This window comes from Cupriavidus sp. H19C3 (assembly GCF_049393815.1).
Taxonomy (GTDB): domain Bacteria; phylum Pseudomonadota; class Gammaproteobacteria; order Burkholderiales; family Burkholderiaceae; genus Cupriavidus.
In genome coordinates this window covers 2,361,325-2,383,621 of the sequence record NZ_CP184986.1, presented here as the reverse complement: position 1 = coordinate 2,383,621, position 22,297 = coordinate 2,361,325, and the positions used below count along the sequence as shown (strand labels likewise).

The following is a 22,297-nucleotide window of genomic DNA, read 5'->3' as shown; positions in this document are numbered from 1 at the left end:
ATTTCGACGGCACCCCCATGATCCGGAAGGCGGTGGTGCCCATAATGGGTGCACCTGCCGCGGTGACATTCATGTGCGCATACTGACGGCGATATGGTGACGGTATTGCCGGTATTGCCGGGATTGCGTCGGTATTGCGCCGGATGGCCATCACGGCTTTTCCTTTTTCTCGATCGTATCCAGCAAGGAGCTGCCCATGTTTCCCGATTTTTCCTCGCGCCGCGTGCTTGTCGTCGGCGGCAGTTCCGGTATCGGCCTCGCCGCCGCGCGTGCGTTTGCCGGCCATGGCGCCGACGTGACCATTGCCTCGCGCAATGGCGACAAGGTCGCGGCCGCGGTCGCTACCGCCAGCGAAGGCGCACGCGGCACCGTCACGGGCGCCATGCTCGACACCACCGACGACGACCAGGTCGCGCGCTTTTTTGCCGCGAGCCAACCGTGGGACCACATCGTCGTGTCGGCCGCGCAGACGCCCACTGGCCAGGTTCGCACGCTGCCGCTGGCGGATGCCTATGCCGCATTCAACAGCAAGTTCTGGGGCGCCTACCGCGTGGCCCGCGCGGCGCAGTTCCGCGAGGGCGGATCGCTCACGCTGGTGTCGGGCTTCCTGGCCACGCGTCCGAGCAAGAGCTCGGTACTGCAGGGCGCGATCAACGCGGCTGTTGAAGCCATTGGCCGCGGCCTTGCGCTCGAGCTGTCGCCGATCCGCGTCAACACCGTATCGCCCGGACTGATCGCCACGCCGCTGTGGGACAAGCTCGAAGCCGGCGCTCGCCAGTCCATGTACGAAGGCGCCGCCGCGAACCTGCCGGCCAGGCGTGTGGGTCAGCCCGAGGATGTGGCCAACGCGATCCTGTATCTGGCGGGCACCCCGTTTGCGACCGGCAGCACGGTGCTGGTCGATGGCGGCGGGTCCATCGGCTGAGGTATTGGCGCGTCGGCGGCCGCGGCCGACACGGCGGACGCATACGCAGAATCGGGTACGCCGTGCGGCGCGCGCGGCTGGCACGGTACGCAGAAACGGGTACGTTCCAGGTCGCGCCGGGGTCATGGTTCCCGTATCCTTCCGCCATGTCTTCCACGCTGACCTCATCGACCCCGCGCTGGCGCTGGCTGCCGGCCCCCGGCACCTGGCGCTACCACGTGCTGCTCGGGGCCGCCGGGATGCTGGTGCTCGGGCCGCTCGGCGGCGTGGCGGCGGCCTATATGAACTTGTCCCTCGGCTTTTTTGTCGGCGGGCAGGTGCTGGCGGGCATTCTGGGTTCAGCCGTGACCGTGGGCTATGGCGCGGCAGGGCGGCATGGCGCCAACTACATCCAGACCGCGGCGGCGTCCGTCGCCGGCATGGGCGGCATGGCGGTGGTCATCCAGGCGATGGCATGGATGGGACTGGCGGAGCCGCCGCTATGGCAACTGGTCGGCTACATGCTGTGTATCGGCATGTTCGGTGTCGGAGTGGGCATGCTCTATACGCCGTTGCTGGTGGACCGCATGCAGTTGACCTTTCCGTCGGGGCTCGCGGTCGCCAATATCCTGCGCGCGCTGACCGACCCCGTGCTGTTGCGCCGCTCGGTGGCAAGGCTGGCGGGTGGCATGGGGCTTGGCGTGCTGGCCGGTCTCGGTTCGGCGCGGATCGCATGGCTCGGTGCGATCGACTTCTCCGCCTCGACCTTTGGCGCCGGCATGATCGTCGGCGCGCGCATCGGCCTGGCGGCGCTGACCGGCGGGCTGGCCGGATGGCTGCTGACACCGTATTTCGTGACGATCGGATGGCTCGCGCCGGGCGATCCCTATCGCAAGATCACCTTCCTGATCGCGCTGGGGATGATCCTGGGCGCCGCCGGGGTCGATGTGTCGCTGTTGCTGGCGCGCGCATGGCGCGCGCGGCGTGGCGTCGAACCCGCCATCCATACCGGCATCGGGGCCCATCCCACCACCGGCATTGACGCGGGCGGCACCGCCGCGGCAAATGCCATCCGTTCCCCGCGCTCGTTGCCGACGCGCTGGGTCGTCACGTGGGTGACGGTTTGGGGTGCCGCCGTGGTGGCGGCCGGCGTCGTCTGGTTCCAGCAGCCGGTAGGCTATCAGCTGATGGCCGTGCTGCTGGTGCTGGTCTTTGCGCTGGTCAACGGCATCTCGGTCGGCATGGTCGATTCCAATCCGATCTCGTCGGCGTTCGTGCTGACCGTGATCCTGATGGCGGCGGTGGGTCTCAAGCAGCCCCATGTGGGTCTGATCGCCGCCACCGTGCTGCTGGTCTCCACTGCCGAAGCCTGCGACATGCAGCAGGACCGCTCCACGGGCTGGCGGCTCGGCACCGATCGCACCACGCAGTTCTGGTATCAGGTGGCCGGCATCGTGGTCGGCGCCGTATTGGCGGTCTGGCTGGCACGGCTGTTCATCGGCGCGTATCCGGTGCTGCGCCTCGACCAGACCATGCTCTCCGCCGATCAGCAACCGGCACGCTGGACCTCGGCTATGACCTACAAGATCGTCGGCGCGCTACGCAGCCTGACCGAGGATCGACCCTATCAGCGGCTGGCAGTGTGGATCGGCGTGGGCATCGGGCTCGTGACGGAGATCCTGCGCAAGGTCATCCGCGCTTCCACCCGCTGGCAGCGGTTGGTGGCGGCGCGCCGCGCGGGCAGGATATGCGACTTCGCGCTCGATGCGGCGATCTTGCCGTCGCCCTATGCTTCGTCGTTTGGCGGCTTCGTTCATCTGTCGGCCGCGGCGTGGTTCGCGGCGGGCGGCGTGGTGGCCACTGTGGTGGACCACTATGCCACCCGCCGTGACGACCGGTCGCTGCCCGAGGATATGACCACCACCTCGCTGGTGGGCGGTGGCCTGATCGCCGGCGACGCGCTGGCGGCGCTGGCGATCGGCATGGCCGGGCTGCTTGCGGCAATGGCCGGCTAGGCGCTGGCGCTACGCCGTCGCGCCCTGCGCGCTGGATCAGACTTCCCGGGTCATGCCCTTGAAGTCGATCCATTGGTTGAACTGCGCTTCATCGACGTGCCCCGAGGCAATCGCCGCCTCGCGCAGCGACAGGTTTTGCTTCACCGCCAGCTTGGCGATTTCCGCCGCCTTGTCGTAGCCGATATGCGGGTTGAGCGCGGTCACCGACATCAGGGAGCGTTCGAGCAGTTCCTGGATGCGCGCGCGATCGGGTTCGACGCCTTCCACCATATGCTCGGCAAAGCTCGCTGCCGCATCGGCCAGCAGCGTCACCGACTGCAGCACGCTGTAAATGATCACGGGCTTGTAGGCGTTGAGTTCCAGCGTGCCAAGGCTGTTGGCCAGCGTCACGGTGGTATGGTTGCCGATCACGCGGCAGCACACCATCGCCAGGGCCTCGGCCTGGGTCGGATTGACCTTGCCGGGCATGATCGAGGAGCCCGGCTCGTTGGCTGGCAGGATCAGCTCGGCAAAGCCGGCGCGCGGGCCCGAACCCAGCAGCATGAAGTCGCGCGCGATCTTGAGGAAAGACGACGCGGTGGTGTTCATCGCCCCGGACAGGTCGGCGAGCGCATCGTGCGCGGCCTGCAGCGCGTAACGGTTGGGCGCGGGCTCGAACGGCAGGCCGGTATAGTCCGCCAGCGCACGCGCGAAGCCGGCGGCGAAGCCATCGGGCGAATTCAGGCCGGTACCGACCGCGGTGCCACCCTGCGGCACCGGCATGGCGCGCAGCATGGCCTGCTGCAGGCGCGATTGCGCATCGGCCACCTGCGTCATGTAGCCCGAGAATTCCTGCCCCAGCGTGAGCGGCACGGCATCCTGCAGGTGGGTGCGGCCCACCTTGACGATATCGGCAAACGCTTCCACCTTGCGCGCAAAGGTCTGTTGCAACTGTTCGAGCGCGGGCAGCAGCTTCTGCTGGATTGCGCGCGTGGCGGCAATATGCATCGCGGTCGGAAAGCTGTCGTTGGACGACTGGCTGGCGTTCACATGATCGTTGGGATGGACCGGCTTCTTGCTGCCGACTTCGCCGCCCAGTATCTGAATCGCACGGTTGGCAATCACCTCGTTGAGGTTCATGTTGGTCTGCGTGCCCGATCCGGTCTGCCAGACCGACAGCGGAAACTCATCGGGCCACTTGCCGGCGATGACTTCCTCGGCCGCCTGCTCGATGGCACCCGCGAGCTCTGGCTTGAGTACGCCGAGATCGCGATTGGCGCGCGCGGCGCACAGTTTCAGCACGGCGAACGCCTCGATCAGCGCGGGCGGCATCTTCTCGATGCCGATGCGAAAGTTCTGACGCGAACGTTCGGTCTGCGCACCCCACAGGTGATCGGCAGGGACCGGGACATCTCCCAGGCTGTCTTTCTCGATACGAGTGGCGGCGGATGCGGCGGACGAGGCGAACGAGGAGGATGCGGACATGAGCTGACTCCAGTTTCAGAGAGGGGGCGACAGAGCTCACTAGAATAGCCGCCTTGTGTCGCCGCCGCCGCACTTGCGCGCGATGCCCCTGCTACCGTCATGCGTTAAGCTGGGGCATCGTTACCGGGCGGACATATTTACGCGGTCATTTTCAGGCAGAGTTCCATGCAGGCGGCGCAGGCTTTGGCGCATTCCTGGCAATGCGCGGCATCGTGGTGTTCGCACTCCTCCTTGCACCATTTGCAGACTTCGGCGCAGTCCTCGCACACCAGCGCCGCAAACTCGCTGTTGCGAAGCATGTACGATGCAGCAAGGTTGCAGATGCCGGCGCAATCCATGTCGAGCGCGATGCAGCGCGTCATCTTGCGCACGTCGGGTTCTTCCAGGCATGCGGCGGCGCACTTGAGGCACGCGGCGGCGCAGGCATTGCAGGCGGCGATGCAGTCGGCGTAACGGGCAAAGTTCTCCTGCACGGTAGGGCGAATCATCGGTAAGTCCTCCTTGGGTCCTAGGGGTGAGCCGCGGAACGGCGTCTCTCCACAATAGCAGCCGGTGGGCAAAGGTGCGGACGTGGCGGCGAACACCGAGACGCGGATGCATGACGTTCGCGATAAATTAGCTTGGTTTGACGGAAGTCGGCCGCAGATAGGGATAGATATCATGGGTGAAGCAAAACAGCGCGGAACGCCGGAAGAACGGGCGCAGCAAGCACGGGCAAAGGTGGAGGCACTGCGGCCCGCACAGCTGGTATGCGGCGCGTGCAAGACCGCCTTCCACGACTTCGAGGCACTCGAGGCGCCGGGCCTGCGCGGTATCGACGCAATCTTCGGGGGTCAATGTCCGAACTGTGGCAACGATGTGCTCGTGTTCAAAGGCGAGCCGAATGCCGTGGCTGAAGCGATGCTGGCCTACGAAAAGATGATGGGCGAAGGCACCAAGCTCGGCTACCAGCACGCCGACGGGCGGCACGTGGCGTTCGACGCGTCGGCCCCGCAGGCGTCCGATGCCGCGGACGATTCGACGCAGCACTAAGGCCGCGCGGCGTTGCCGCGTGGTCCGCCCCTGCTGCTTTCGGCGCTGAAAGCAGCAGGGGCGCCAGCGCGTCAGCGGGGGCCCGGGCCGTCAAAAGGTCACCTGCAGCAGCTCCGGTGGACCGATTTCGTAGCGGCCGCGGCCCAATGTCTTGGCGCGATACAGCAGCACATCGGCGGCGCGCGACAGTTCGTCGTCGCGCATCGCGCCGCCTTGATACAGCGCGATGCCGATGCTGACGTCGACATCGGCCTGCACGCCCTCGAACGCAAAGCCGTTGCCGACCGCTTGCAGAATCGCCTCCGCCACGCGGCAGGCGTTGGCCGGACTCTCGATGCTTTCCAGAATGACCGCAAACTCGTCGCCACCGAGGCGCGCCACGGTATCGGTGTCGCGTACGCAGCGGCGCAGGCGCTGCGCGAATGCCTGCAGCAACTGGTCGCCCACCGCATGGCCGTGGCTGTCGTTGACGGCCTTGAAGCGATCCATGTCGAGAAAGAGCAGGGCCATCAGGTGTCGGCTCGCGCGGCAACGTTCCATCGCGGCGAGCAGGTGCGACTCGAACGCGCTGCGGTTGTACAGTTGCGTGAGGTGGTCGATCTGGGACATGCGCGCCAGGCGCAGGGTTTCGACCTTGCGTTCGGTAATGTCCTGCACATGGATATGGACGCCCACCACCTCGGTGCCGTCTTCGTTCCATTCGGGCCGGAAGCTCGTCTCCATCCAGTGCGGCGCGGGATCGGGATACTCGGCCTCGAAGCTCACCACCTTGCCGGCGAGCGCCTGCAGCAGGTACGGGCGCGCCCGCGCGTAGCGTGTCTCGCCGAGCAGCTCGCGCACGGTCATGCCGCGAATGCGGTCCACCGGTATGCCGAAGGCGCGCTCGTAGGCGATGTTGGCAAACACGTAGCGCTCGCCGGTATCGATGAACGAGAGCAGTGCGGGCAGCGTATCGGTGACCGCGCGCAGGCGTCGCTCGCTGAGGGCGAGTTGCTGGCGGCGCTCGCGAATGTCGCGCATGAGCCCGATAAACGCGCGCGTGACGTCGCCGATTTCGTCGCGGTGCTGCCGCTGCGGCAGCCGTTCGAAGGCGGACGCGTCGCCGGCGCTGTCGCTGACCACCTGATGCAGTCGCGACAGCGGCGCCAGCAGGCGGCGCACCGCCAGCCAGATCAGCGCGGTGACGACCACCAGCGCGAGCCCCGACATCAGCACGAAGCGGCGCTGCATCTGACGCAGCGGTGCGAAGGCTTCCTGCGCGGGGAGGACGGCCACCAGTTCCCAACCGGTCGTCGCCATCAGGTAGCGCGCGATGATCGGGCGGGTCGGCATCAGGAACTCGAACAGCGCGGCGCCGTCGTCGACGCCACACGTATCGTTGACCGCGCGCGCGGGCTGCTGGCGCTGGGCCGGGTCGGGGTGCTGTACATAGACCGGTTCGGCACCGGCGGAAACAAGGCAGTAGAAGCCGGTATTGCCGAGCCGGACATGCGAGAGCTCGACGAGAAAGTTCAGGCTGGTCAGGTCGAGCCAGCCTCCCGCCAAGCCCAGGAAGGCACCGCTGTCCGCGAGGATGGGCACCGCCACCAGCACGCCGCTGGCGCCGGTGCTGCGCGCCCGGATCGGTGCCGTGACCACGGGCATATGCGTGCGCGCGACCTCGCGGAAGTAGCCCCGGTCCGAGACCTCGAACGGCACCTTGGTCGGTGTGACGATGCGGCCTTGCGCATCGGCCACGACCACCGAGTTGAACGCGGCCGGCATCGGCACCGAGCGCTGCAGGAGGTCCGCAAGCTGCCTGCCGACGAGCGGCGAGCGGGAATGGCCATTGGCTTGTTGCAGGATGTCACGCAGTTGCGGCGCGAGGTGGCCGAGCAGCGCGATGCGATCCTCCATGGCTGCGTCGAGCTGGTCGGCGGAGAGGCGCACGGTGGAGTCCTGCTGGTTGCGCAGCGCCTCGCGCAGGTCGCGATGGGCGAAGTACAGCGAACCGAGCACGATGCCGGCGCCGAAGACGGCGACCAGCGCCGTGGTCATGAGCGCGATACGCGCTTTCAAGGAAGGCAGCAAACGAGGCATGTGACGAGTGGGGCCATCCGAAGATGCCGCGCGGGGAGCCACGGAACGCCGCGGACGCCAGATCGCGGCGCAACGAAGACTCCCGGCATGCAAGCCAGCCGCAACGGTAGCACGCCCGTCGCTGCACCGGCAGCCGGGGAATCCGGATTTGACAAGCACGGTTGCGCGACATCGCCCGGGGGGTAGCCACGCCGATGTGACCTGTGTGCGGCGCGGCACTGTCGGCCGTGCGGGCGGCACGGTATAGTGCGCCGTCGCGTCGAATCGGCCCACCGACAGCCGAGATCGAGCCCGCTGTGCAGGGGCGCGCTGCCGCATCCTGTCGCCCCCATCTCCTGCCCATGACATTGCCGTCCCTCCCGCCCGCGTTGCTTGCGCTGCTGGTCGCCGCGGGCGGCACCGTGCTGACGGCCGCCGCGTGGCGGCAGGCCAACCACCTCGAATACCAGGTGGCGCGCCAGGACGTGGCAGCCATGCTCGACCGCACCGCCGATGCGCTGCAGGGCCGGCTCGAGGAAAACGAACGGCTGCTGCGTGGCGCGGCGGCGCTGATGGCGGCCGATCCGGGCACCACCCGCGCGCAATGGCGCGGCTACGTCTACACCGCGCAGTTCGACGAGTTGCCACCCGGTACGCTGTCGATCGGCTATGCCCGGCTGGTCGTGCCGGCCGACGTGCCGGCACTGGTCGAGTCGATGCGAGCCGATGACCTCGGCGAGTTCGACATCCATCCCGCCGGTGAGCGGCCCCTCTACGCGCCCATCGTCTATGTCGAGCCCTTTGCCGGGCGCAATGCGCGCGCCGTCGGCTACGACATGCTCAGCGACGCGTCGCGCCGCGCCGCGATGGAGACCGCGCGGGACACCGGCCATGCCACCCTGACGCACGGTTTGGAACTGGTGCGCGAAGTGGAAGCGCAGAACCACCAGCGCGGCGCCATCATCTACGTGCCGGTCTTTCCCGCCGGCATGCCCGCGGCCACGCGCGACGAGCGGCGCGCTGCCGTCAGCGGCTATGTATATGCCACCTTGCGGCTTGGCGATCTGATCCGAGGCGTGTCGGCGCCGGCCGCCGGCGAACTCGTGCTCTCCCTTTATGAAGGCGTGTCGAAAGCGGACGGGGCGCTGCTGTCCGGCGACGGTACCGACGGCGAGCGTCGCGACGATGGCCGCCGGCCGATGCTCGAGGCCGAGCGCCAGCTGCAGTTCGGTGGCGCGACCTGGACCCTGCATGCCGCCACGCGGCCTGCCTTCGAGGCAACGCACCGTGATCATGCCGGCGCCCGCGCGCTCCTGCTCGGCTCGCCGGCCACCGCGCTGATGGCCTGGCTGGCCGGCTGGCTGGCGCGCCAGCGTCGCGAGGCACGCGCCACCGCCGAGCGCGCCCGCCAGTCCGGGCGCGAGGAAGCCGAACGTCTGCGCGCCGCGCTCGCCCAGGCCGAGCAGGACGCCGCGGCAGCGGCCACGCGCTACGTGCGTCTGCTCGACCACGCGGCGTTCTGCGTGGTGACCTTCGATGAAGCGGGCATGATCACCGGCATCAATCGCGCGGGACTGCGCATGCTCTGGTACAGCGAGAGCGAACTCGTGGGGCGCATGCCGTACGCCAGCCTCTACGAGCCCGACGAACTCGCGGCGCGCGCGCGGGACCTGTCGCAGGATCTCGGCACGCCGGTCGCGCCCGGCCTGCCAACGCTGGTGGCCAAGCCGCGCCTCGGTCTCGCCGACGAGCGCGAGAGTACCTACCTGCGCAAGGGCGGCTCCCGCCTGCCGGTGCATGTGACCGTGACCGCGATGTCCGACGCCCATCCCGGCGAGGGCGGGTACCTGGCGATCGCGCATGACCTGACCGAGCGGCGCCGCGTGGACGAATATATTCGCCACCTCGCCCAGCACGATGCGCTCACGGGCCTGCCCAACCGCACCGAACTGCACGATCGCACCGAGACACTGCTGCAGGAAGCGCGCCGCAAGGGCAATCGGGTGGCGTTGCTGCTGCTCGATCTGGACCACTTCAAGCACATCAATGAATCGCTTGGCCATCCGGTGGGCGACGACGTGCTGCGCACCATTGCCGACCGCATTCGCGGCGCGGTGCGTCCGCGTGACGTGGTGGCGCGCATGGGCGGCGACGAGTTCGCGGTCGTGCTGGCCAATCTGCGCCATGACAGCGAAGCCGAGCTGGCGGCATCGAAGATCCTGGCGCGCGTTTCGGAAGAACTGCAACTGGCCGGACAGCCGCTGCGCGTTACGCCATCGCTCGGCATGGCCGTGTTTCCGGACGATGGCGACTCGCTGACCGAACTGCTCAAGTCGGCGGATTCCGCCATGTACGCGGCCAAGCAGGGCGGCCGCGCGCAACTGCGCCGCTTTGCCAGCGAGATGGCGGAAGCATCGCTGACGCGCTTTACCATCGAGGCGCTGCTGCGGCGCGCGCTGGCCGAGCACGAGTTCCACTTGCGCTACCAGCCCATCGTGGAGGTCGGCACGCGGCGGATCATCGGCGTGGAAGCGCTGGTTGCGTGGGAGACCCCCGAGCGGGGCGTGATGCAACCGTCCGAGTTCATTCCCATTGCGGAGCAGTGCGGCCTGATCGGGCAACTGGGCGAATGGATCCTCGCTACGGCCTGTCGCGACATACAGTCCCTGCGTGCGGAATCGGGCCGGGACATCGATGTCGCGGTCAATATCTCGCCGCTGCAACTGCGCCAGCCGGGTTTCCCCAACACCGTCATGCATTGCCTGGAGGCCGCCGGCCTGCCGCCGCGCAGCCTCACCATCGAGGTCACCGAAGGCATTCTTGTCGACGGGGGCGATATCACCATCGAGACTTTCCGGCAGATCCGCAAGCTCGGCGTGGGTCTCTCGATCGACGACTTCGGCACCGGCTACTCCGGGCTGGGCTATCTGACCCGCCTGCCCATCAACAAGCTCAAGATCGACAAATCGTTCGTCGACGATCTCGCCTCGCCCGGGCACGACCGCGCGGTGGCGGCGGCCATCATCGCGCTCGGCCATCAATTGCACCTGCAGGTGGTGGCCGAGGGCGTGGAGTCGCAGGCGCAGTTCGACGTGCTGCGCAACGAGGGGTGCGACGCCGTGCAGGGTTTCCTGTTCTGCCAGCCGGTGGGACTCGACCGACTGCGCGAGATCCTTGCCAGCGGACTCGACGTCGCGGTGCACGATACCGGTGTGGTGTAGCGACACGATCGGCGGCCCTTGTCATTGTCCGGACATTCGACGGTCCCATGCTGTGACCCGAAAAGCGGCGTCACTTCGACCGATTGTTTCTCGCCAGAACGAAAATAATCTGCGTGGTGTAGCGGGGGTGGTCCTGCGCAATGCGATCGGCAGAATCGCGCGGCAGGGCCGGGACCTGGAAGCATCGGGCCGGATTCACTTTGGGCGATTCAACATGAACAAGTCGATGGTCGCGCGCGTGCTGCGCGCCCTGCGGGATGGCCTCGCGCATGCAGACCTGCCGATCGAGCGTTACCAGATGGACCGCCTGTCGCCGAGCGGGCGCCGGCATCTGTGGCTGTCCTTCGTGAGCTGTACGGTGCTGCTCGGCTGACGCAGAAACGGGTACGGTGGGGGTACGGCACGGAGTTAGGCCTGGCTTCGGCCGGAACGCCGATGGACCCCGCGACAGTAAAGAAAAACGGCATGGATGAGTGTGTCATCCACGCCGCTGGCATGAGGTCCGGAAATCAGGTCTGCCCGACCGGGACGTCCTGCGCGCCGTCGGGATTGTGCAGGCGGCGGTAAAGATCGTCGATGCGTGAGCGGCTGTTGGCGAGCTCCTCGCGGCCCAGTTCGGTCAGCAGGTAGACGCGGCCGATACCGTCGCGCAGTACGCTCTCCAGGTAACCCTCCATCTGCAGTGCGCGCAGCAGGGGTCGTACGGTGCCGATATCCACCTGGAATCCATACTCGATGAGCATTTCCGCGAGCATGGCCACGGTGGCGGGCACCTCCATGGCGAATTGCATCACATAGACGCGGGCCAGCAGGCCAAGGAACTGTCGTTTCATGAGGCAGGCAACGCAAAGCACGGGGTGGTGGTTGACGCCGGATCGCAAGACTTGCAGCCGGCCCACCCCCACACGACTGCATCAGTCGCGTACGATACTCCATTCCCGTGCCGCACAAAAAAAAGAAGCCGCCAGGAGGGCCTGGCGGCTTGTCGGGAATGCGTCGGAGGGGTCAATTAACTCTGGCGCAGGGCAGATTTTAAAGGAATCTAATACGCGGTGTCACGTCTTGTGCTAGATACCCCCTCATTGGGGGGGTAATCCCCAAAGCGATATGGCGGTCGCGGCGCGGCATAAATGCAACACGGGTGGCTTTTGCCACACTTTCGTGCAGGAAACGGCGTAGATCGCGGGGAATCGCGAGCGTGCCGAGAGCTTGACCGCATGTCCGAAAGCGGCTTGCTGGCGCGTTGTAAAGCCGCTGTAATCGCACGCATCCTCTTGCCGAAACCCGATTCCGGCCGCTGTGGGTGGAATCTGTTTCGTTTACACCACAATCATGGCGCGACGTTTTCAGTTTGCGCCAACGCCTCATGAAGCCCTCCGATATTGCCCGCCTGTTCGTGCTGTCCGCCATCTGGGGCGCAAGTTTCCTGTTTATCCGCATCGGCGCGCCGGTACTCGGGCCGCTGCCGACCGCATTCTTCCGCGTGCTGATCGGTGCTGTCACGCTGGTCGCGTGCCTGTCGCTGATGCGCGTGAGCTGGGAGATGCGTGGCAAGTGGCGGCCGGTGCTGGTGCTCGGCGCAATCAATTCAGGCATTCCGTTCGTCATGTACGCGGTGGCCGCACTGTGGCTGCCCGCCGGCTATTCGGCGATCTTCAACGCGATGACACCGTTGATGGGCGTGCTGATCGGTGCCGTGTTCTTCTCCGAGCGGCTGACGCGGGCCAAGGCGGGCGGCGTCGTGCTCGGGCTCGCCGGGGTGGCGGTCTTGACGCGTACCGGTCCGGTCAGTTTTTCGCCGAGTGTCCTGCTGGGGGCGGGTGCGTGCCTGGTGGCGACCTTCTGCTATGGGCTCGCCGGCTTCCTGACACGCCGCTGGGTCACGGCCCAGGGCGGCCTCGATAACCGGCTGGTGGCGGCGGGCAGCATGATCGGTGCGACGCTGTTGCTGTTGCCGTTCAGCGTGGCCGCCCTGGTGCGAGACAACACGTTGCCCGCGGCCGGGCCGGGGGTATGGCTGGCGATGCTCGCGCTGGGCACGGGCTGTACCGCGATCGCTTACGTGCTGTACTTCCGCCTGATCGCCGATATCGGTCCCGTGAGGTCGCTGACCGTGACCTTCCTGATTCCGCCATTCGGCATCGTGTGGGGCTGGATGTTCCTGGGCGAAACGCTGTCCGCGGCACACGCCGTCGGCATGGCCCTGATCGGCGGCGCGGTGTGGATGGTGCTGCGGCCTGCCGCGCCGGCCACATCCACCGGCCCCAAGGAAAACTCGGCAGCGGCGCGCTCCTGATCACGCCGATCCGCGCGGCCGCGGATCGGACCGCATGACTCAGTGATGGTGGTGATCGGGGCCATGGCCATGATGGCCGTGGTCCCAATGGCGGCCACGATCATGCCATTCGCGCCGACCGTACCAGCGGTGGCCATCCCAATAGCGGTCGCCATGCCAGCCGATCACGACCGGCGGCGGCGCCACCACGACCGGCGCCGGTGCGACATAGACGGGCGCCGGCGCCGCATAAACCGGGGCCGGGGCGCCGATGTTCACGTCCACATCGACGCGGGCGAGGGCGGAAGTCGACGCCGCGAACGCGGCGGCACCGATGACGGCTACAGCAAGAAGGGGGCGCTTGTTCATGGAGGTTCACCGGGGTGTGAATGGTGTACCTCTACTCTACCGGTGTGGCGTATTACCGTTCTAGCGGGTTTGTAACAAGCCTTGGGATTTCTGTAAGAGACGTTGTCGCCACGCGACGAAAGTACCCCGCCGAGCGGGCCGCCTTCAGTCGTCGGTCGCGCGCGGCCTGCAGGCCGGGCATAGACCGTACAGCACCAGCATGTGCTCGCGCAGGACAAAGTCGTTGTCCGCCGCTACCTCGCGCTGCCGGCGTTCGATGCTTTCGTCGCGGAATTCCTCGACGCGTCCGCAGTTCACGCAGATCAGATGATCATGATGACCTCCCTCGTTGAGTTCGAACACCGCATGATCGGCCTCGAAGCTGTGACGCAGCAGGATATTGGCCTGCACCAGCTGGTTGAGCACGCGGTAGACGGTCGACAGGCCGGCGTCCACATCCTGGCTAAGCAGGATGCGATAGACGTCTTCCGCGCTGAGATGACGGCGATCGCTGGTGCGGAATACCTCGAGCACGTGCATGCGGGGCGAGGTGGCCTTGAGTCCGGCATGCTTGAGACGGGGATCGAAACTCACGGGTGACAGTGACATGCGGCGATTCGCGCCAGACGGCGCGTATTAGCGTTCGGCCGGTCGTCCACACATTGCGGTGCTCGCAGGCGGGGGCGGGCGTCATGCGGCGTGTCGAGACCAGTCGGGTTGGGAGGCGAACGACAGGTGGAAGGGCGTCCGGGACGCGGGCCATATGCCTGCGCGTCCCGGACGGTGCGCCGTCCTGTCACGGCGCCCGGAATAAAAAGGCGGCCTGGCTTGCCACCGGATGACGCGATCGGGAAAGCGGGGTCTGGATGCTTTCCCGATCTTCCGGTGACTGGCTACTGCCAAACGCTCCGCGTGACGGAGCGGTCCCCACAAAAGTCGGTAACGGGCGCCGCCACGGCAACGCCCCGAGATTCGGTGCTACAACTTCGATGCTGCAACTTCGTTACTGTCTCCGCGACCGATGTCGTGAACCAGACAGTGATCGCAGTGTAAATGCGAATCGATCTCATTACAAGCGCCAACTTCAATGACCCCTCTGGGCATGGGGCCACACTGCGGACCGGCGGCTAGCGCTTCTGCCAGACCCGCAGTCCGAACAGCGGCAGCACGCCGTAGACATGGTCGAGCAGGTCGGACTGCAACTGTTCGTACGGTTCCCAGGCGGTCTCGTCGAGGTACAGGAAGATGTCCAGCGGAATGCCGCCATGAGCGTTGGCGGGGAGCAGGCGTACCACCAGAGGCAGGTCGCGCCGGACGGCCGGATGCTGGCGCAGGTAGCCGAGCAGGTAGCGTCGCAGCATGCCAAGGTTGGTGAGGCGCTCGGTGCCGGTCGCGACGCCGAGCGGCACCGCCAGTTCCGGGCGGATGCGCAGCGCGCACAGCGTCGCCTCGTCGCAAAAGCGCACGCTATCGGCATCGAAGGGAATGGCATGGCGCACGCGCCGTGCGCCGGACTCGACCATCCCGCGCCAGTTGCGCACGCCATTGGTCAGCAGCACGTAGCTGGGCAAGGTCACGATCGTGTTGTCGAAGTTGCGTACCTTGATCGTGTTGAGCGACATATCGGTGACCACGCCATCGGCCACGTAGCCCGGCACTTCGATCCAGTCGCCGATGCGCAGCATGTCGTAGGCAGCCAGCTGGATGCTGGCGACAAAGCCCAACAACGAATCGCGGAAGACAATGATGAGCAGCGCGGTCATCGCGCTGACACCGGTCAGGAAGTAGGTGGGGGAGCGATCGAGCACCAGCGACACGATCGCGATAAAGGCGACCAGGTACAGCACGATGGTGGCGACCTGCAGAAAGCTCTTGATCGGCCGTTCGCTGGCATGCGGGAAATGACCGTAACGATCCTCGATGCTCGCCAGGAAGGCGAAGCCCGCGCGCAGCGCCGCAATCACCATGCAGCAGGCGGCGATCACCCTGACCGGTTTGCCGAGCAGGGCGATCATCGGAAACGTAATGCCGGCAAGCAGCGGCGCCGACCAGTAGACGATCAGCGCTGGCACGATCAGCGCGAGCCGGTCGAACACCTTGTGCCGCTCGGCCGCGCGTATCCACTTGCGGTGCTCGCCACGCGCCAGCGTACGGACGGCCCACCGGAACACGAAGCGCGTGACCACGTAGCAGACAACGCTGGCCAACACGATGCAGAGCAGCAGCGCTGCCACCAGCCCGATGGCCACCAGCAGGCTGTCCGTATGCACGAAGATCCGATGCGCGCCGTCAGGGCCCTCCACGATGCGGAACATGTCGGCGAACATAGCTCCTCGCGGCAGCCGTCGGTCAGCCCGTATTGTAGTGGGCCAGTGGCGCTACCGTGGCCGTGGCGGACCCAGCCATCGGGATGAGGCGCCCCCGTGCGGCGGCGCACCAGATACCGCGGCGCGGCAAGGAAGCACGCGGATGCCGCCGCTTCCTTGCGCCGCCGGGGTGTGCTTCAAGCCGGCTTCAACTTTGCCGCGGCATCGCGCAGCGCCGTGCGCAGGCCTTCCTCGACCACCGGATGGTAGAACGGCATCGCCAGCATCTGCGCCAGCGTCAGCTGCTGCTGGTATGCCCAGGCCAGCAGATGCGCGATATGTTCCGCACGCGGCCCGATCCACTCGGCGCCAAGGAAGCGTCCCGATGCCTTGTCCGCGTAGACATGCATCAGCCCACGGTTCTGCAGCATGACGCGGCTGCGTCCCTGGTTGTGGAAGCTGACTTCGCCCACCACATGGCTGTCCGCGGCGAGCTCGTCGAAATGCTTGCCGACGAGTGCGATCCCGGGGTCGGAGAACACCACCGCGATCGGGGCGCGCCGCGAGAGCGGGGTCAGGTCGGGCCAGGTGGCGGCGTTGTGGCCCGCGGCGCGGCCTTCGTCGGCCGCTTCATGAAGCAGGGGCAGCACGTCGTTGGCATCGCCGGCGATAAAGACGGGGGCGGTGCCGGCCTGAAGCGTACGCGGGTCGAACACCGGGACACCGGCGGCATCGAGGGTCAACCCGCTGTGCTCGAGGCCCAGACCTTTGACATTGGGGGCACGGCCGGTCGCGGCGAGCGCATAGGCAAAGCGCTCGGTGGCTCGCGCGCCGTCGTCGCCGGTAAAGGTCACCACGACTTCGTCGCCCTCGCGTTGCACAGCATGAATCGTCGCGCGCGTCTCCAGCGCGAATTCCTGCTTGAAGATCGCTTCCGCGGCGGCCCGGATGGCGGGGTCGGTGAGCGAGCCCAGCGAGCCACTGCGGCCGAACACGCGCACGCGCACGCCGAGCCGCGCGAGCGCCTGGCCCAGTTCCAGACCGATGACGCCGGGGCCGAACACCGCCACGCTCGCCGGCAGGTCGTCCCAGGCGAAGACGTCGTCGTTGACCACGAGGCGGTCGCCAAGGCCTTGCAGCATCGACGGAATGACCGGCGTGGAACCGGTGGCGATGACCACGCGCGTGGCGTGCACGACGGTATCGTCGCCGACCTGGAGCACCGTATTGTCGATAAAACGGGCATAGCCGCGCAGGCGGTCGGCTTCCGGGATGCCCTCCACCCCTTCCACCACGAAGCCGACAAAGCGGTCGCGTTCGCTGCGGACGCGCGCCATGACGGCGCGACCATCGATCTCGACGCCGGCCACCCGTACGCCAAACGCGCCGGCATGTTGCGCCGAGTGGGCGGCTTCGGCGGCCGCAATCAGCAGCTTCGACGGCATGCAGCCCACGCGGGCACAGGTGGTGCCGTAGGGGCCGCCCTCGATCAGGACCGCGCGCTTGCCGGCGGCGATGGCCGCGCGGTAGGCAGTGAGGCCGGCAGAGCCGGCACCGATGATGGCAACGTCTGTGTAGAGCGAGTTCATGATTGGCGAGGGAATGTCGTTGGGAGCGTACCCGATGACTGCAGTCTACGTGCGCACGCTCGCGATACCGCCGCAGATCGGCGCACGTTTATGCTCGGACGTCTCAACCCTCGCCGGAGGGGTGCCGCGCGTCAGATCGCGCCGGCGAGCCGGAACTGGCCCACGGCACGGTGCAGCGCATCGGCCTGGTCTTCGAGCGAGGCCGCCGCGGCGGTGGCTTGCTCGACCAGGGCGGCGTTCTGCTGGGCCATCTGGTCCATCTGCGACACCGCCTGGTTGACCTGCTCGATGCCGCCGGTCTGCTCTTCGGTGGCCGCGCGCATCTCGCCCATCAGGTCGGTCACGCGCTTGACCGCCTGCACGATCTCCTGCATGGCCTGACCCGCGTTTTCCACCAGCACGGCGCCGTCCTCCACGCGTTGCGCGGAATTGCCGATCAGTGCCTTGATTTCCTTGGCGGCCGTCGAAGAGCGCTGCGCCAGGCTGCGCACCTCGCCCGCCACCACCGCAAAGCCGCGGCCCTGCTCGCCGGCGCGCGCCGCTTCCACCGCGGCGTTGAGCGCCAGGATGTTGGTCTGAAACGCGATGCCCTCGATCACGCCGATGATGTCCACGACCTTGCCGGACGCGGCCTTGATCTCGCCCATGGTGCCGACCACCTCGCCGACGATGGCGCCGCCGCGGGTGGCGATCTCCGAGGCACCCTCGGCCAGACGGCTGGCCTGGCGCGCGTTCTCCGCGCTCTGGCGCACCGTGCTGGTCAGTTCTTCCATGCTGGCAGCGGTCTGCTCGAGCGATGCGGCCTGTTCCTCGCTGCGACGCGAGAGGTCTACGTTGCCCGCGGCAATCTGCTTGGCGGCGCTGGCAATCGAGTCTGCCGAGCCGCGAATGGTGCCGATCGCGCCGGACAGGCGGACCTGCATCTGCTGCATGTTGTAGAGCACGCTTTCGCTATCGCCCGGATGCGTCTCCACATGGCAGGCGAGGTCTCCTTGCGCGATGCGCGCGGCGATTTCCGACGTGGTGGTCGGCTCGCCGCCGAGCTGCTTCTGCAGGATCGAGGCAATGCGCATCATCACCACGCTCATCAGCGCACCGACCGCCAGCAGCAGGCCGAGTGCCTTCCACAGCGAGGCGCGGAATTCCGCCGCTATGTCGTCGGTATAGACACCGCCGATGAAGTTCCAGTCCCACGGCTTGAAGTTGTAGACGTAGCTCAGCTTGGGCTGCGGCGCATCGGCGCCGGGCTTGGGCCAGAGGTACGCGACGAAGCCCTTGCCGGCGGTCTTGCCGATCTGCGCGATGTCGCGGAACAGGTAGACGCCGTTGGGGTCCTTGAACTCCGACATGTTCTTGCCGTTCAGCTCCGGCTTGATCGGATGCATGAGCACGACCATGTCGGAACGCATGAGGGTGAAGTAGCCGTCGTCACCGAAGCGCATCGCGCGCAGGCGGTCGAGGGCCTGCTTCTGGGCCTCTTCGCCGGACAACTTGCCGGCGCGCGCGAGGCCCTCGTATTCGGCGGTGATCGACACCGCCGTGTCGGTCACGTGTTCCAGGTCCAGCTGGCGCTCATGCATGCGCAGCTCGCGCATTTGCCAGGCGTTCCACAACGTGATGCCGAGCAGGCAGACCCAGCTCAGCACCAGGGGCAATAACAGCTTCTTTCTCAGACTCAGGTTTTGCAGCATGACGTGGTTTCCTCCGTGTCCATGGTTCCGCGGGGCAATGTCGACGGTTGCCCTCTATGCGTGCCATAACGGCGTACCTGGGGTGAACTTGATGAGGGGAAACGCGCGTTCGCGGCGGAGGGATCGCAGAATTCCGAAAGTGTGATGTGGGGTGCGCAAAAGGAGGGGGTGGGTCAGCACTTTTCGTCACATGATTGGTAGACTCGGCGGTGTCGTCATGCGGGGTGCATGAGGCGAAAGGAGCGGACTTATGAACGTCTTCAGCAAACTAAGCAACCTCAGCAAACTGGGCAACCTCAGCAAACCGGGCAACCTCAGCAAACCGGGCAACTTCAGCAAACCGGCCAGCTTCCGCAACCTGGGTATCTTCCGCAAGCCGGAGCGCGTGGCATACCGCTCGTTTGCACGCACGTGTCCGTGCGGTGGTGTCGGGCGTGATGATGCCGTAGCCGGTGCGGGCAACCCTGGCGCCGCTTCCTTAGTCCTGGCCAACCACGCAGTGGGCGCCGGCGCGACGGAGGCAATGCCGTCCAGCCGGGACAAGGATGCAGACAGTGATCGCAAGTTCGGGATGGTCGCCACCATGGTCATCGGTGCCGCCACCATCGGAGGCCAGCTGGGCCCTTGGGGTGCTGTGTGCGGGGCACTCGGAGGACTGGCCTTTGCTATTCACCGACTACACGTTGAGGCTCATCGCCGAGACTGATTTTACGTATGCGGGAACGGTTGGTGCGGCCGCGGTCGGGCTGACCGTATCGCTTGCCTGTTGTTGTCGACGTACCTGGCCCGACATCGGCGAGATGATCGCCTGCCAGCTGGCGTTGGCAGGCACCTTGTCCGGCCTCAAGCTGATTGTCCTGGCGTTTCATCTCACCCCCGAGGAGCTTGGCGGGCTCCGTGACGATCGCATTGCGTTGGTGATCGGCGGCGGAGCCACCATCTGCTACGCCTTGCGCGAGGTGGTGGAGCACTGGGTCAAGACCGTCAAGGGTGCCAAAACCCCGAAAGAGAGTACGTAAGCCTGCCGTACGTATGTCTGTAGATCAGGCTGGATGCGCGGGCGCTGCACGATGTCCAGGACAGCGCGCGGCGCCCGCGTAATCGACCCCACGTAATCGACCCCACGGAATCGACCCACGTAATCGACCCACGTAATCGACCCCACGGAATCGACCCACGTAATCGACCGTAACGGGCGCGACGTCACACCGCATTGCCCTCCTAATTGAGAACGATTATCATCCTTACCGCCTGCGCATCCTTGTGACGTCCATGTCACCGCAGCCGCGTGCCCTCCGTTTCTGATGATTCCCGTATTTTCATGATGGATACCCAGCCAGCTTCCGGCCAGCAGCGCCGCGCCTTCTGGCTCAAGCATCTTCACCAGTGGCACTGGATCAGTTCCGCGATCTGCCTGGTCGGGATGCTGCTGTTCGCGCTGACGGGATTCACGCTCAATCATGCGGGCCAGATTGAAGCGCGGCCCAAGGTGGTGACGCGCGACGATACGGCGCCGCGCGAACTGGTGGCGGCGCTGCGGCGCGCCGCCCCGGCCGATGGCGGCGCACGCAACCAGAAAGGGCCGGTGCCGCCGGCACTGGCCGAATGGCTTGCGCGCGCCTGGCATATCGATACCGCGGGCCGCGAGGCCGAATGGTCGGCCGACGAGGTGTATGTGGCGCTGCCACGGCCCGGTGGCGATGCCTGGGTCAGCGTCTCGCTCGACGATGGCGGGGCACAGTACGAAGTCACCAGCCGGGGCTGGATTTCCTATCTCAACGATCTGCATAAGGGCCGTAATACGGGCGTCGCCTGGAGCTGGTTTATCGACGCCTTTGCGCTGGCCTGCCTCGTGTTCAGCGTGACCGGCCTGTTCCTGCTGAAGCTTCATGCCGGCGGCCGTGTCGCGACTTGGCCCCTGGTGGGATTTGGCCTGGTGCTGCCGCTGGTGCTCGCCATCGTATTCATTCACTGACTTACCGATTCACTACCGAAGAGAAAGGCTGTCCTGACATGCGCCGACTGCTTACCGTCACCCTGACCGGCATGGCCGCGGTTCCCGCCGTGGCCGCGGAGATGAACGTCAAGGTGGAGATCCCTCGCCTGAACGTCGCGGAATATCATCGGCCCTATGTGTCGATCTGGGTCGAACGCGCGGACCAGAGCCCGGTGTCGACGCTCGCCGTCTGGTACGACGGCAAGAACAAGGAAGACGGCGGCACCAAGTGGCTCAAGGATATGCGCCAATGGTGGCGCAAGGCAGGCCGCGACATGACGATGCCGGCCGATGGCATCTCGGGCGCCACCCGGGCACCGGGCGAGCACGCCGTGACCTTTAGCGATGGCAAGGCCCCGCTCGGCAAGCTCCCGGCCGGCAATTACCAGCTGGTGGTGGAGGCCGCGCGCGAGGTCGGCGGCCGCGAACTGCTGCGCGTACCGTTCGCATGGCCGCCGCAAGCCGCCACCAATGCCAGCGCCAAGGGTGAACATGAACTGGCCGGCGTGCGCGTCGAGCTGAAGCCCTGAGATCGAGAAACAAACCGGAGCCCACCATGAACACACCTGCCCGCTCGCTGCAACGCCTGGCTACGCGCGCCACCATTCTCACCCTCGTCGCGCTGGCGCCGCTCGCCGCCCACGCGCACCGGCAGTGGCTGCTGCCCTCCACCACGGTGCTGGCCGGGAATGATCCGTGGGTGACCGTGGACGCCGCTGTATCCAACGATCTGTTCATCTTCGAGCATGTTCCGATGCGGCTCGACAACCTGGCCGTGACCGGGCCCGACGGCAACGCGGTGAAGCCCGAGAATCAGGCGACCGGCAAGTTCCGCAGCTCGTTCGACCTGCACCTGACGCAACCGGGCACGTATCGCGTGGCGGTGGTCAACCATGGCATCTTCGCAAGCTGGAAGGTGAATGGGCAGGTCAACCGCTGGCGGGGTACCGCCGACGCGTTTGCGGCCAACGTGCCGGCCGATGCCGCCGACGTGCAGGCCACCGAAGTGGCGGGCCGCGTGGAAACCTACGTGACGGCGGGCAAGCCGAACACCAGGGTGTTCACGACCACGGGCAAGGGCCTGGAGATGGTGCCGATCACGCATCCGAACGATCTCGTCGCCGGTGAGCCGGCGAGCTTCCGCCTGCTGCTCGACGGCAAGCCGGCCAGCAACCTCAAGGTGTCGGTCGTGCCGGGCGGTATTCGCTATCGCGACCAGCTCAACGAGTTTGACGCCGCGACCGACAGCGACGGCAAGTTCCAGGTCAAATGGCCGGCACCGGGCATGTACTGGATGGAAGCCGAGGTCCGCGACAATAACACCTCGCTGAAGCAGGTCAAGGCACGTCGCGCGAGCTACGCCGTGACGGTCGAAGTACTGCCGCAATAAGCTAGGCC

Annotated in this window: 20 protein-coding genes; 11 read left to right on the top strand and 9 right to left on the bottom strand. The window is 66.5% G+C overall.

The window, feature by feature from the left end:
• Positions 1 to 196 precede the first annotated feature (196 nt).
• Positions 197 to 925, top strand: a complete 729-nt coding sequence (locus tag DFLDMN_RS30175) for an SDR family oxidoreductase (RefSeq protein WP_423199411.1) — start codon at positions 197 to 199, stop codon at positions 923 to 925.
• Positions 926 to 1,071: 146 nt separating this feature from the next.
• Entirely contained in the window at positions 1,072 to 2,919 is a 1,848-nt protein-coding gene (locus DFLDMN_RS30170; protein WP_423199410.1) for an OPT/YSL family transporter, read from the top strand.
• 36 nt (positions 2,920 to 2,955) lie between these two features.
• Here DFLDMN_RS30170 and fumC read toward each other — a convergent pair whose 3' ends face one another.
• Positions 2,956 to 4,383 carry a class II fumarate hydratase gene (fumC, locus tag DFLDMN_RS30165; protein WP_423199409.1) on the bottom strand — a complete coding sequence of 476 codons (1,428 nt, stop codon included), beginning with the start codon at positions 4,381 to 4,383 and terminating at the stop codon, positions 2,956 to 2,958.
• A 137-nt stretch (positions 4,384 to 4,520) separates the two neighbouring features.
• Entirely contained in the window at positions 4,521 to 4,871 is a 351-nt protein-coding gene (locus DFLDMN_RS30160) for a four-helix bundle copper-binding protein (RefSeq protein ID WP_423199408.1), read from the bottom strand.
• Between the two features lie 172 nt (positions 4,872 to 5,043).
• Between DFLDMN_RS30160 and DFLDMN_RS30155 the strand changes: the two genes are divergently transcribed.
• Complete coding sequence (locus DFLDMN_RS30155) at positions 5,044 to 5,415, top strand: hypothetical protein (RefSeq protein ID WP_423200620.1); 372 nt, start codon at positions 5,044 to 5,046, stop codon at positions 5,413 to 5,415.
• A 90-nt stretch (positions 5,416 to 5,505) separates the two neighbouring features.
• Here DFLDMN_RS30155 and DFLDMN_RS30150 read toward each other — a convergent pair whose 3' ends face one another.
• Positions 5,506 to 7,494 carry a diguanylate cyclase domain-containing protein gene (locus tag DFLDMN_RS30150; protein ID WP_423199407.1) on the bottom strand — a complete coding sequence of 663 codons (1,989 nt, stop codon included), beginning with the start codon at positions 7,492 to 7,494 and terminating at the stop codon, positions 5,506 to 5,508.
• Positions 7,495 to 7,835: 341 nt separating this feature from the next.
• Between DFLDMN_RS30150 and DFLDMN_RS30145 the strand changes: the two genes are divergently transcribed.
• Complete coding sequence (locus tag DFLDMN_RS30145) at positions 7,836 to 10,694, top strand: bifunctional diguanylate cyclase/phosphodiesterase (protein ID WP_423199406.1); 2,859 nt, start codon at positions 7,836 to 7,838, stop codon at positions 10,692 to 10,694.
• Between the two features lie 214 nt (positions 10,695 to 10,908).
• Positions 10,909 to 11,067 (top strand): hypothetical protein, encoded by a 159-nt coding sequence (locus DFLDMN_RS30140; protein ID WP_423199405.1) that lies wholly within the window; start codon positions 10,909 to 10,911, stop codon positions 11,065 to 11,067.
• 136 nt (positions 11,068 to 11,203) lie between these two features.
• Here DFLDMN_RS30140 and DFLDMN_RS30135 read toward each other — a convergent pair whose 3' ends face one another.
• Entirely contained in the window at positions 11,204 to 11,527 is a 324-nt protein-coding gene (locus DFLDMN_RS30135; RefSeq protein WP_423199404.1) for a PadR family transcriptional regulator, read from the bottom strand.
• Positions 11,528 to 12,060: 533 nt separating this feature from the next.
• Between DFLDMN_RS30135 and DFLDMN_RS30130 the strand changes: the two genes are divergently transcribed.
• On the top strand, positions 12,061 to 12,990 hold the full coding sequence (locus DFLDMN_RS30130; protein ID WP_423199403.1) for a DMT family transporter: 930 nt from the start codon (positions 12,061 to 12,063) through the stop codon (positions 12,988 to 12,990).
• Between the two features lie 39 nt (positions 12,991 to 13,029).
• Here DFLDMN_RS30130 and DFLDMN_RS30125 read toward each other — a convergent pair whose 3' ends face one another.
• The 5 genes from DFLDMN_RS30125 to DFLDMN_RS30105 form a co-directional block, all read right to left on the bottom strand.
• Positions 13,030 to 13,338 carry a hypothetical protein gene (locus tag DFLDMN_RS30125; RefSeq protein WP_423199402.1) on the bottom strand — a complete coding sequence of 103 codons (309 nt, stop codon included), beginning with the start codon at positions 13,336 to 13,338 and terminating at the stop codon, positions 13,030 to 13,032.
• A gap of 144 nt (positions 13,339 to 13,482) precedes the next feature.
• Complete coding sequence (gene fur / locus DFLDMN_RS30120; protein ID WP_423199401.1) at positions 13,483 to 13,926, bottom strand: ferric iron uptake transcriptional regulator; 444 nt, start codon at positions 13,924 to 13,926, stop codon at positions 13,483 to 13,485.
• Between the two features lie 518 nt (positions 13,927 to 14,444).
• Positions 14,445 to 15,644, bottom strand: coding sequence for a mechanosensitive ion channel family protein (locus DFLDMN_RS30115; RefSeq protein WP_423199400.1), 1,200 nt, complete (start codon positions 15,642 to 15,644; stop codon positions 14,445 to 14,447).
• A gap of 176 nt (positions 15,645 to 15,820) precedes the next feature.
• Positions 15,821 to 17,212, bottom strand: coding sequence for a dihydrolipoyl dehydrogenase (locus tag DFLDMN_RS30110; RefSeq protein WP_423199399.1), 1,392 nt, complete (start codon positions 17,210 to 17,212; stop codon positions 15,821 to 15,823).
• Between the two features lie 131 nt (positions 17,213 to 17,343).
• Entirely contained in the window at positions 17,344 to 18,903 is a 1,560-nt protein-coding gene (locus DFLDMN_RS30105; protein ID WP_423199398.1) for a methyl-accepting chemotaxis protein, read from the bottom strand.
• A 250-nt stretch (positions 18,904 to 19,153) separates the two neighbouring features.
• On the opposite strand from DFLDMN_RS30105, the gene DFLDMN_RS30100 reads away from it, so the two are divergent.
• The 5 genes from DFLDMN_RS30100 (at position 19,154) to DFLDMN_RS30080 (ending at position 22,289) form a co-directional block, all read left to right on the top strand.
• Positions 19,154 to 19,609, top strand: a complete 456-nt coding sequence (locus DFLDMN_RS30100) for a hypothetical protein (protein ID WP_423199397.1) — start codon at positions 19,154 to 19,156, stop codon at positions 19,607 to 19,609.
• Positions 19,566 to 19,922 carry a hypothetical protein gene (locus tag DFLDMN_RS30095; RefSeq protein WP_423199396.1) on the top strand — a complete coding sequence of 119 codons (357 nt, stop codon included), beginning with the start codon at positions 19,566 to 19,568 and terminating at the stop codon, positions 19,920 to 19,922. Before DFLDMN_RS30100 ends, DFLDMN_RS30095 begins: the two co-directional genes overlap by 44 nt.
• Positions 19,923 to 20,224: 302 nt before the next feature.
• The gene (locus DFLDMN_RS30090; protein WP_423199395.1) at positions 20,225 to 20,878 is read left to right on the top strand and encodes a PepSY-associated TM helix domain-containing protein; all 654 of its coding nucleotides are present in this window, start codon (positions 20,225 to 20,227) and stop codon (positions 20,876 to 20,878) included.
• A gap of 38 nt (positions 20,879 to 20,916) precedes the next feature.
• Complete coding sequence (locus DFLDMN_RS30085) at positions 20,917 to 21,429, top strand: DUF2271 domain-containing protein (protein WP_423199394.1); 513 nt, start codon at positions 20,917 to 20,919, stop codon at positions 21,427 to 21,429.
• 26 nt (positions 21,430 to 21,455) lie between these two features.
• Positions 21,456 to 22,289 carry a DUF4198 domain-containing protein gene (locus DFLDMN_RS30080; RefSeq protein ID WP_423199393.1) on the top strand — a complete coding sequence of 278 codons (834 nt, stop codon included), beginning with the start codon at positions 21,456 to 21,458 and terminating at the stop codon, positions 22,287 to 22,289.
• Positions 22,290 to 22,297 lie beyond the last annotated feature (8 nt).

Coding starts and splice junctions, on each gene's coding strand:
- DFLDMN_RS30130 (WP_423199403.1), top strand. CDS start 12,061: ATGAAGCCCTCCGATATTGCCCGCCTGTTCGTGCTGTCCGCCATCTGG.
- DFLDMN_RS30125 (WP_423199402.1), bottom strand. CDS start 13,338: ATGAACAAGCGCCCCCTTCTTGCTGTAGCCGTCATCGGTGCCGCCGCG.
- DFLDMN_RS30170 (WP_423199410.1), top strand. CDS start 1,072: ATGTCTTCCACGCTGACCTCATCGACCCCGCGCTGGCGCTGGCTGCCG.
- fumC (WP_423199409.1), bottom strand. CDS start 4,383: ATGTCCGCATCCTCCTCGTTCGCCTCGTCCGCCGCATCCGCCGCCACT.
- fur (WP_423199401.1), bottom strand. CDS start 13,926: ATGTCACTGTCACCCGTGAGTTTCGATCCCCGTCTCAAGCATGCCGGA.
- DFLDMN_RS30110 (WP_423199399.1), bottom strand. CDS start 17,212: ATGAACTCGCTCTACACAGACGTTGCCATCATCGGTGCCGGCTCTGCC.
- DFLDMN_RS30080 (WP_423199393.1), top strand. CDS start 21,456: ATGAACACACCTGCCCGCTCGCTGCAACGCCTGGCTACGCGCGCCACC.
- DFLDMN_RS30150 (WP_423199407.1), bottom strand. CDS start 7,494: ATGCCTCGTTTGCTGCCTTCCTTGAAAGCGCGTATCGCGCTCATGACC.
- DFLDMN_RS30085 (WP_423199394.1), top strand. CDS start 20,917: ATGCGCCGACTGCTTACCGTCACCCTGACCGGCATGGCCGCGGTTCCC.
- DFLDMN_RS30155 (WP_423200620.1), top strand. CDS start 5,044: ATGGGTGAAGCAAAACAGCGCGGAACGCCGGAAGAACGGGCGCAGCAA.
- DFLDMN_RS30145 (WP_423199406.1), top strand. CDS start 7,836: ATGACATTGCCGTCCCTCCCGCCCGCGTTGCTTGCGCTGCTGGTCGCC.
- DFLDMN_RS30105 (WP_423199398.1), bottom strand. CDS start 18,903: ATGCTGCAAAACCTGAGTCTGAGAAAGAAGCTGTTATTGCCCCTGGTG.
- DFLDMN_RS30135 (WP_423199404.1), bottom strand. CDS start 11,527: ATGAAACGACAGTTCCTTGGCCTGCTGGCCCGCGTCTATGTGATGCAA.
- DFLDMN_RS30175 (WP_423199411.1), top strand. CDS start 197: ATGTTTCCCGATTTTTCCTCGCGCCGCGTGCTTGTCGTCGGCGGCAGT.
- DFLDMN_RS30160 (WP_423199408.1), bottom strand. CDS start 4,871: ATGATTCGCCCTACCGTGCAGGAGAACTTTGCCCGTTACGCCGACTGC.
- DFLDMN_RS30140 (WP_423199405.1), top strand. CDS start 10,909: ATGAACAAGTCGATGGTCGCGCGCGTGCTGCGCGCCCTGCGGGATGGC.
- DFLDMN_RS30100 (WP_423199397.1), top strand. CDS start 19,154: ATGAACGTCTTCAGCAAACTAAGCAACCTCAGCAAACTGGGCAACCTC.
- DFLDMN_RS30090 (WP_423199395.1), top strand. CDS start 20,225: ATGATGGATACCCAGCCAGCTTCCGGCCAGCAGCGCCGCGCCTTCTGG.
- DFLDMN_RS30115 (WP_423199400.1), bottom strand. CDS start 15,644: ATGTTCGCCGACATGTTCCGCATCGTGGAGGGCCCTGACGGCGCGCAT.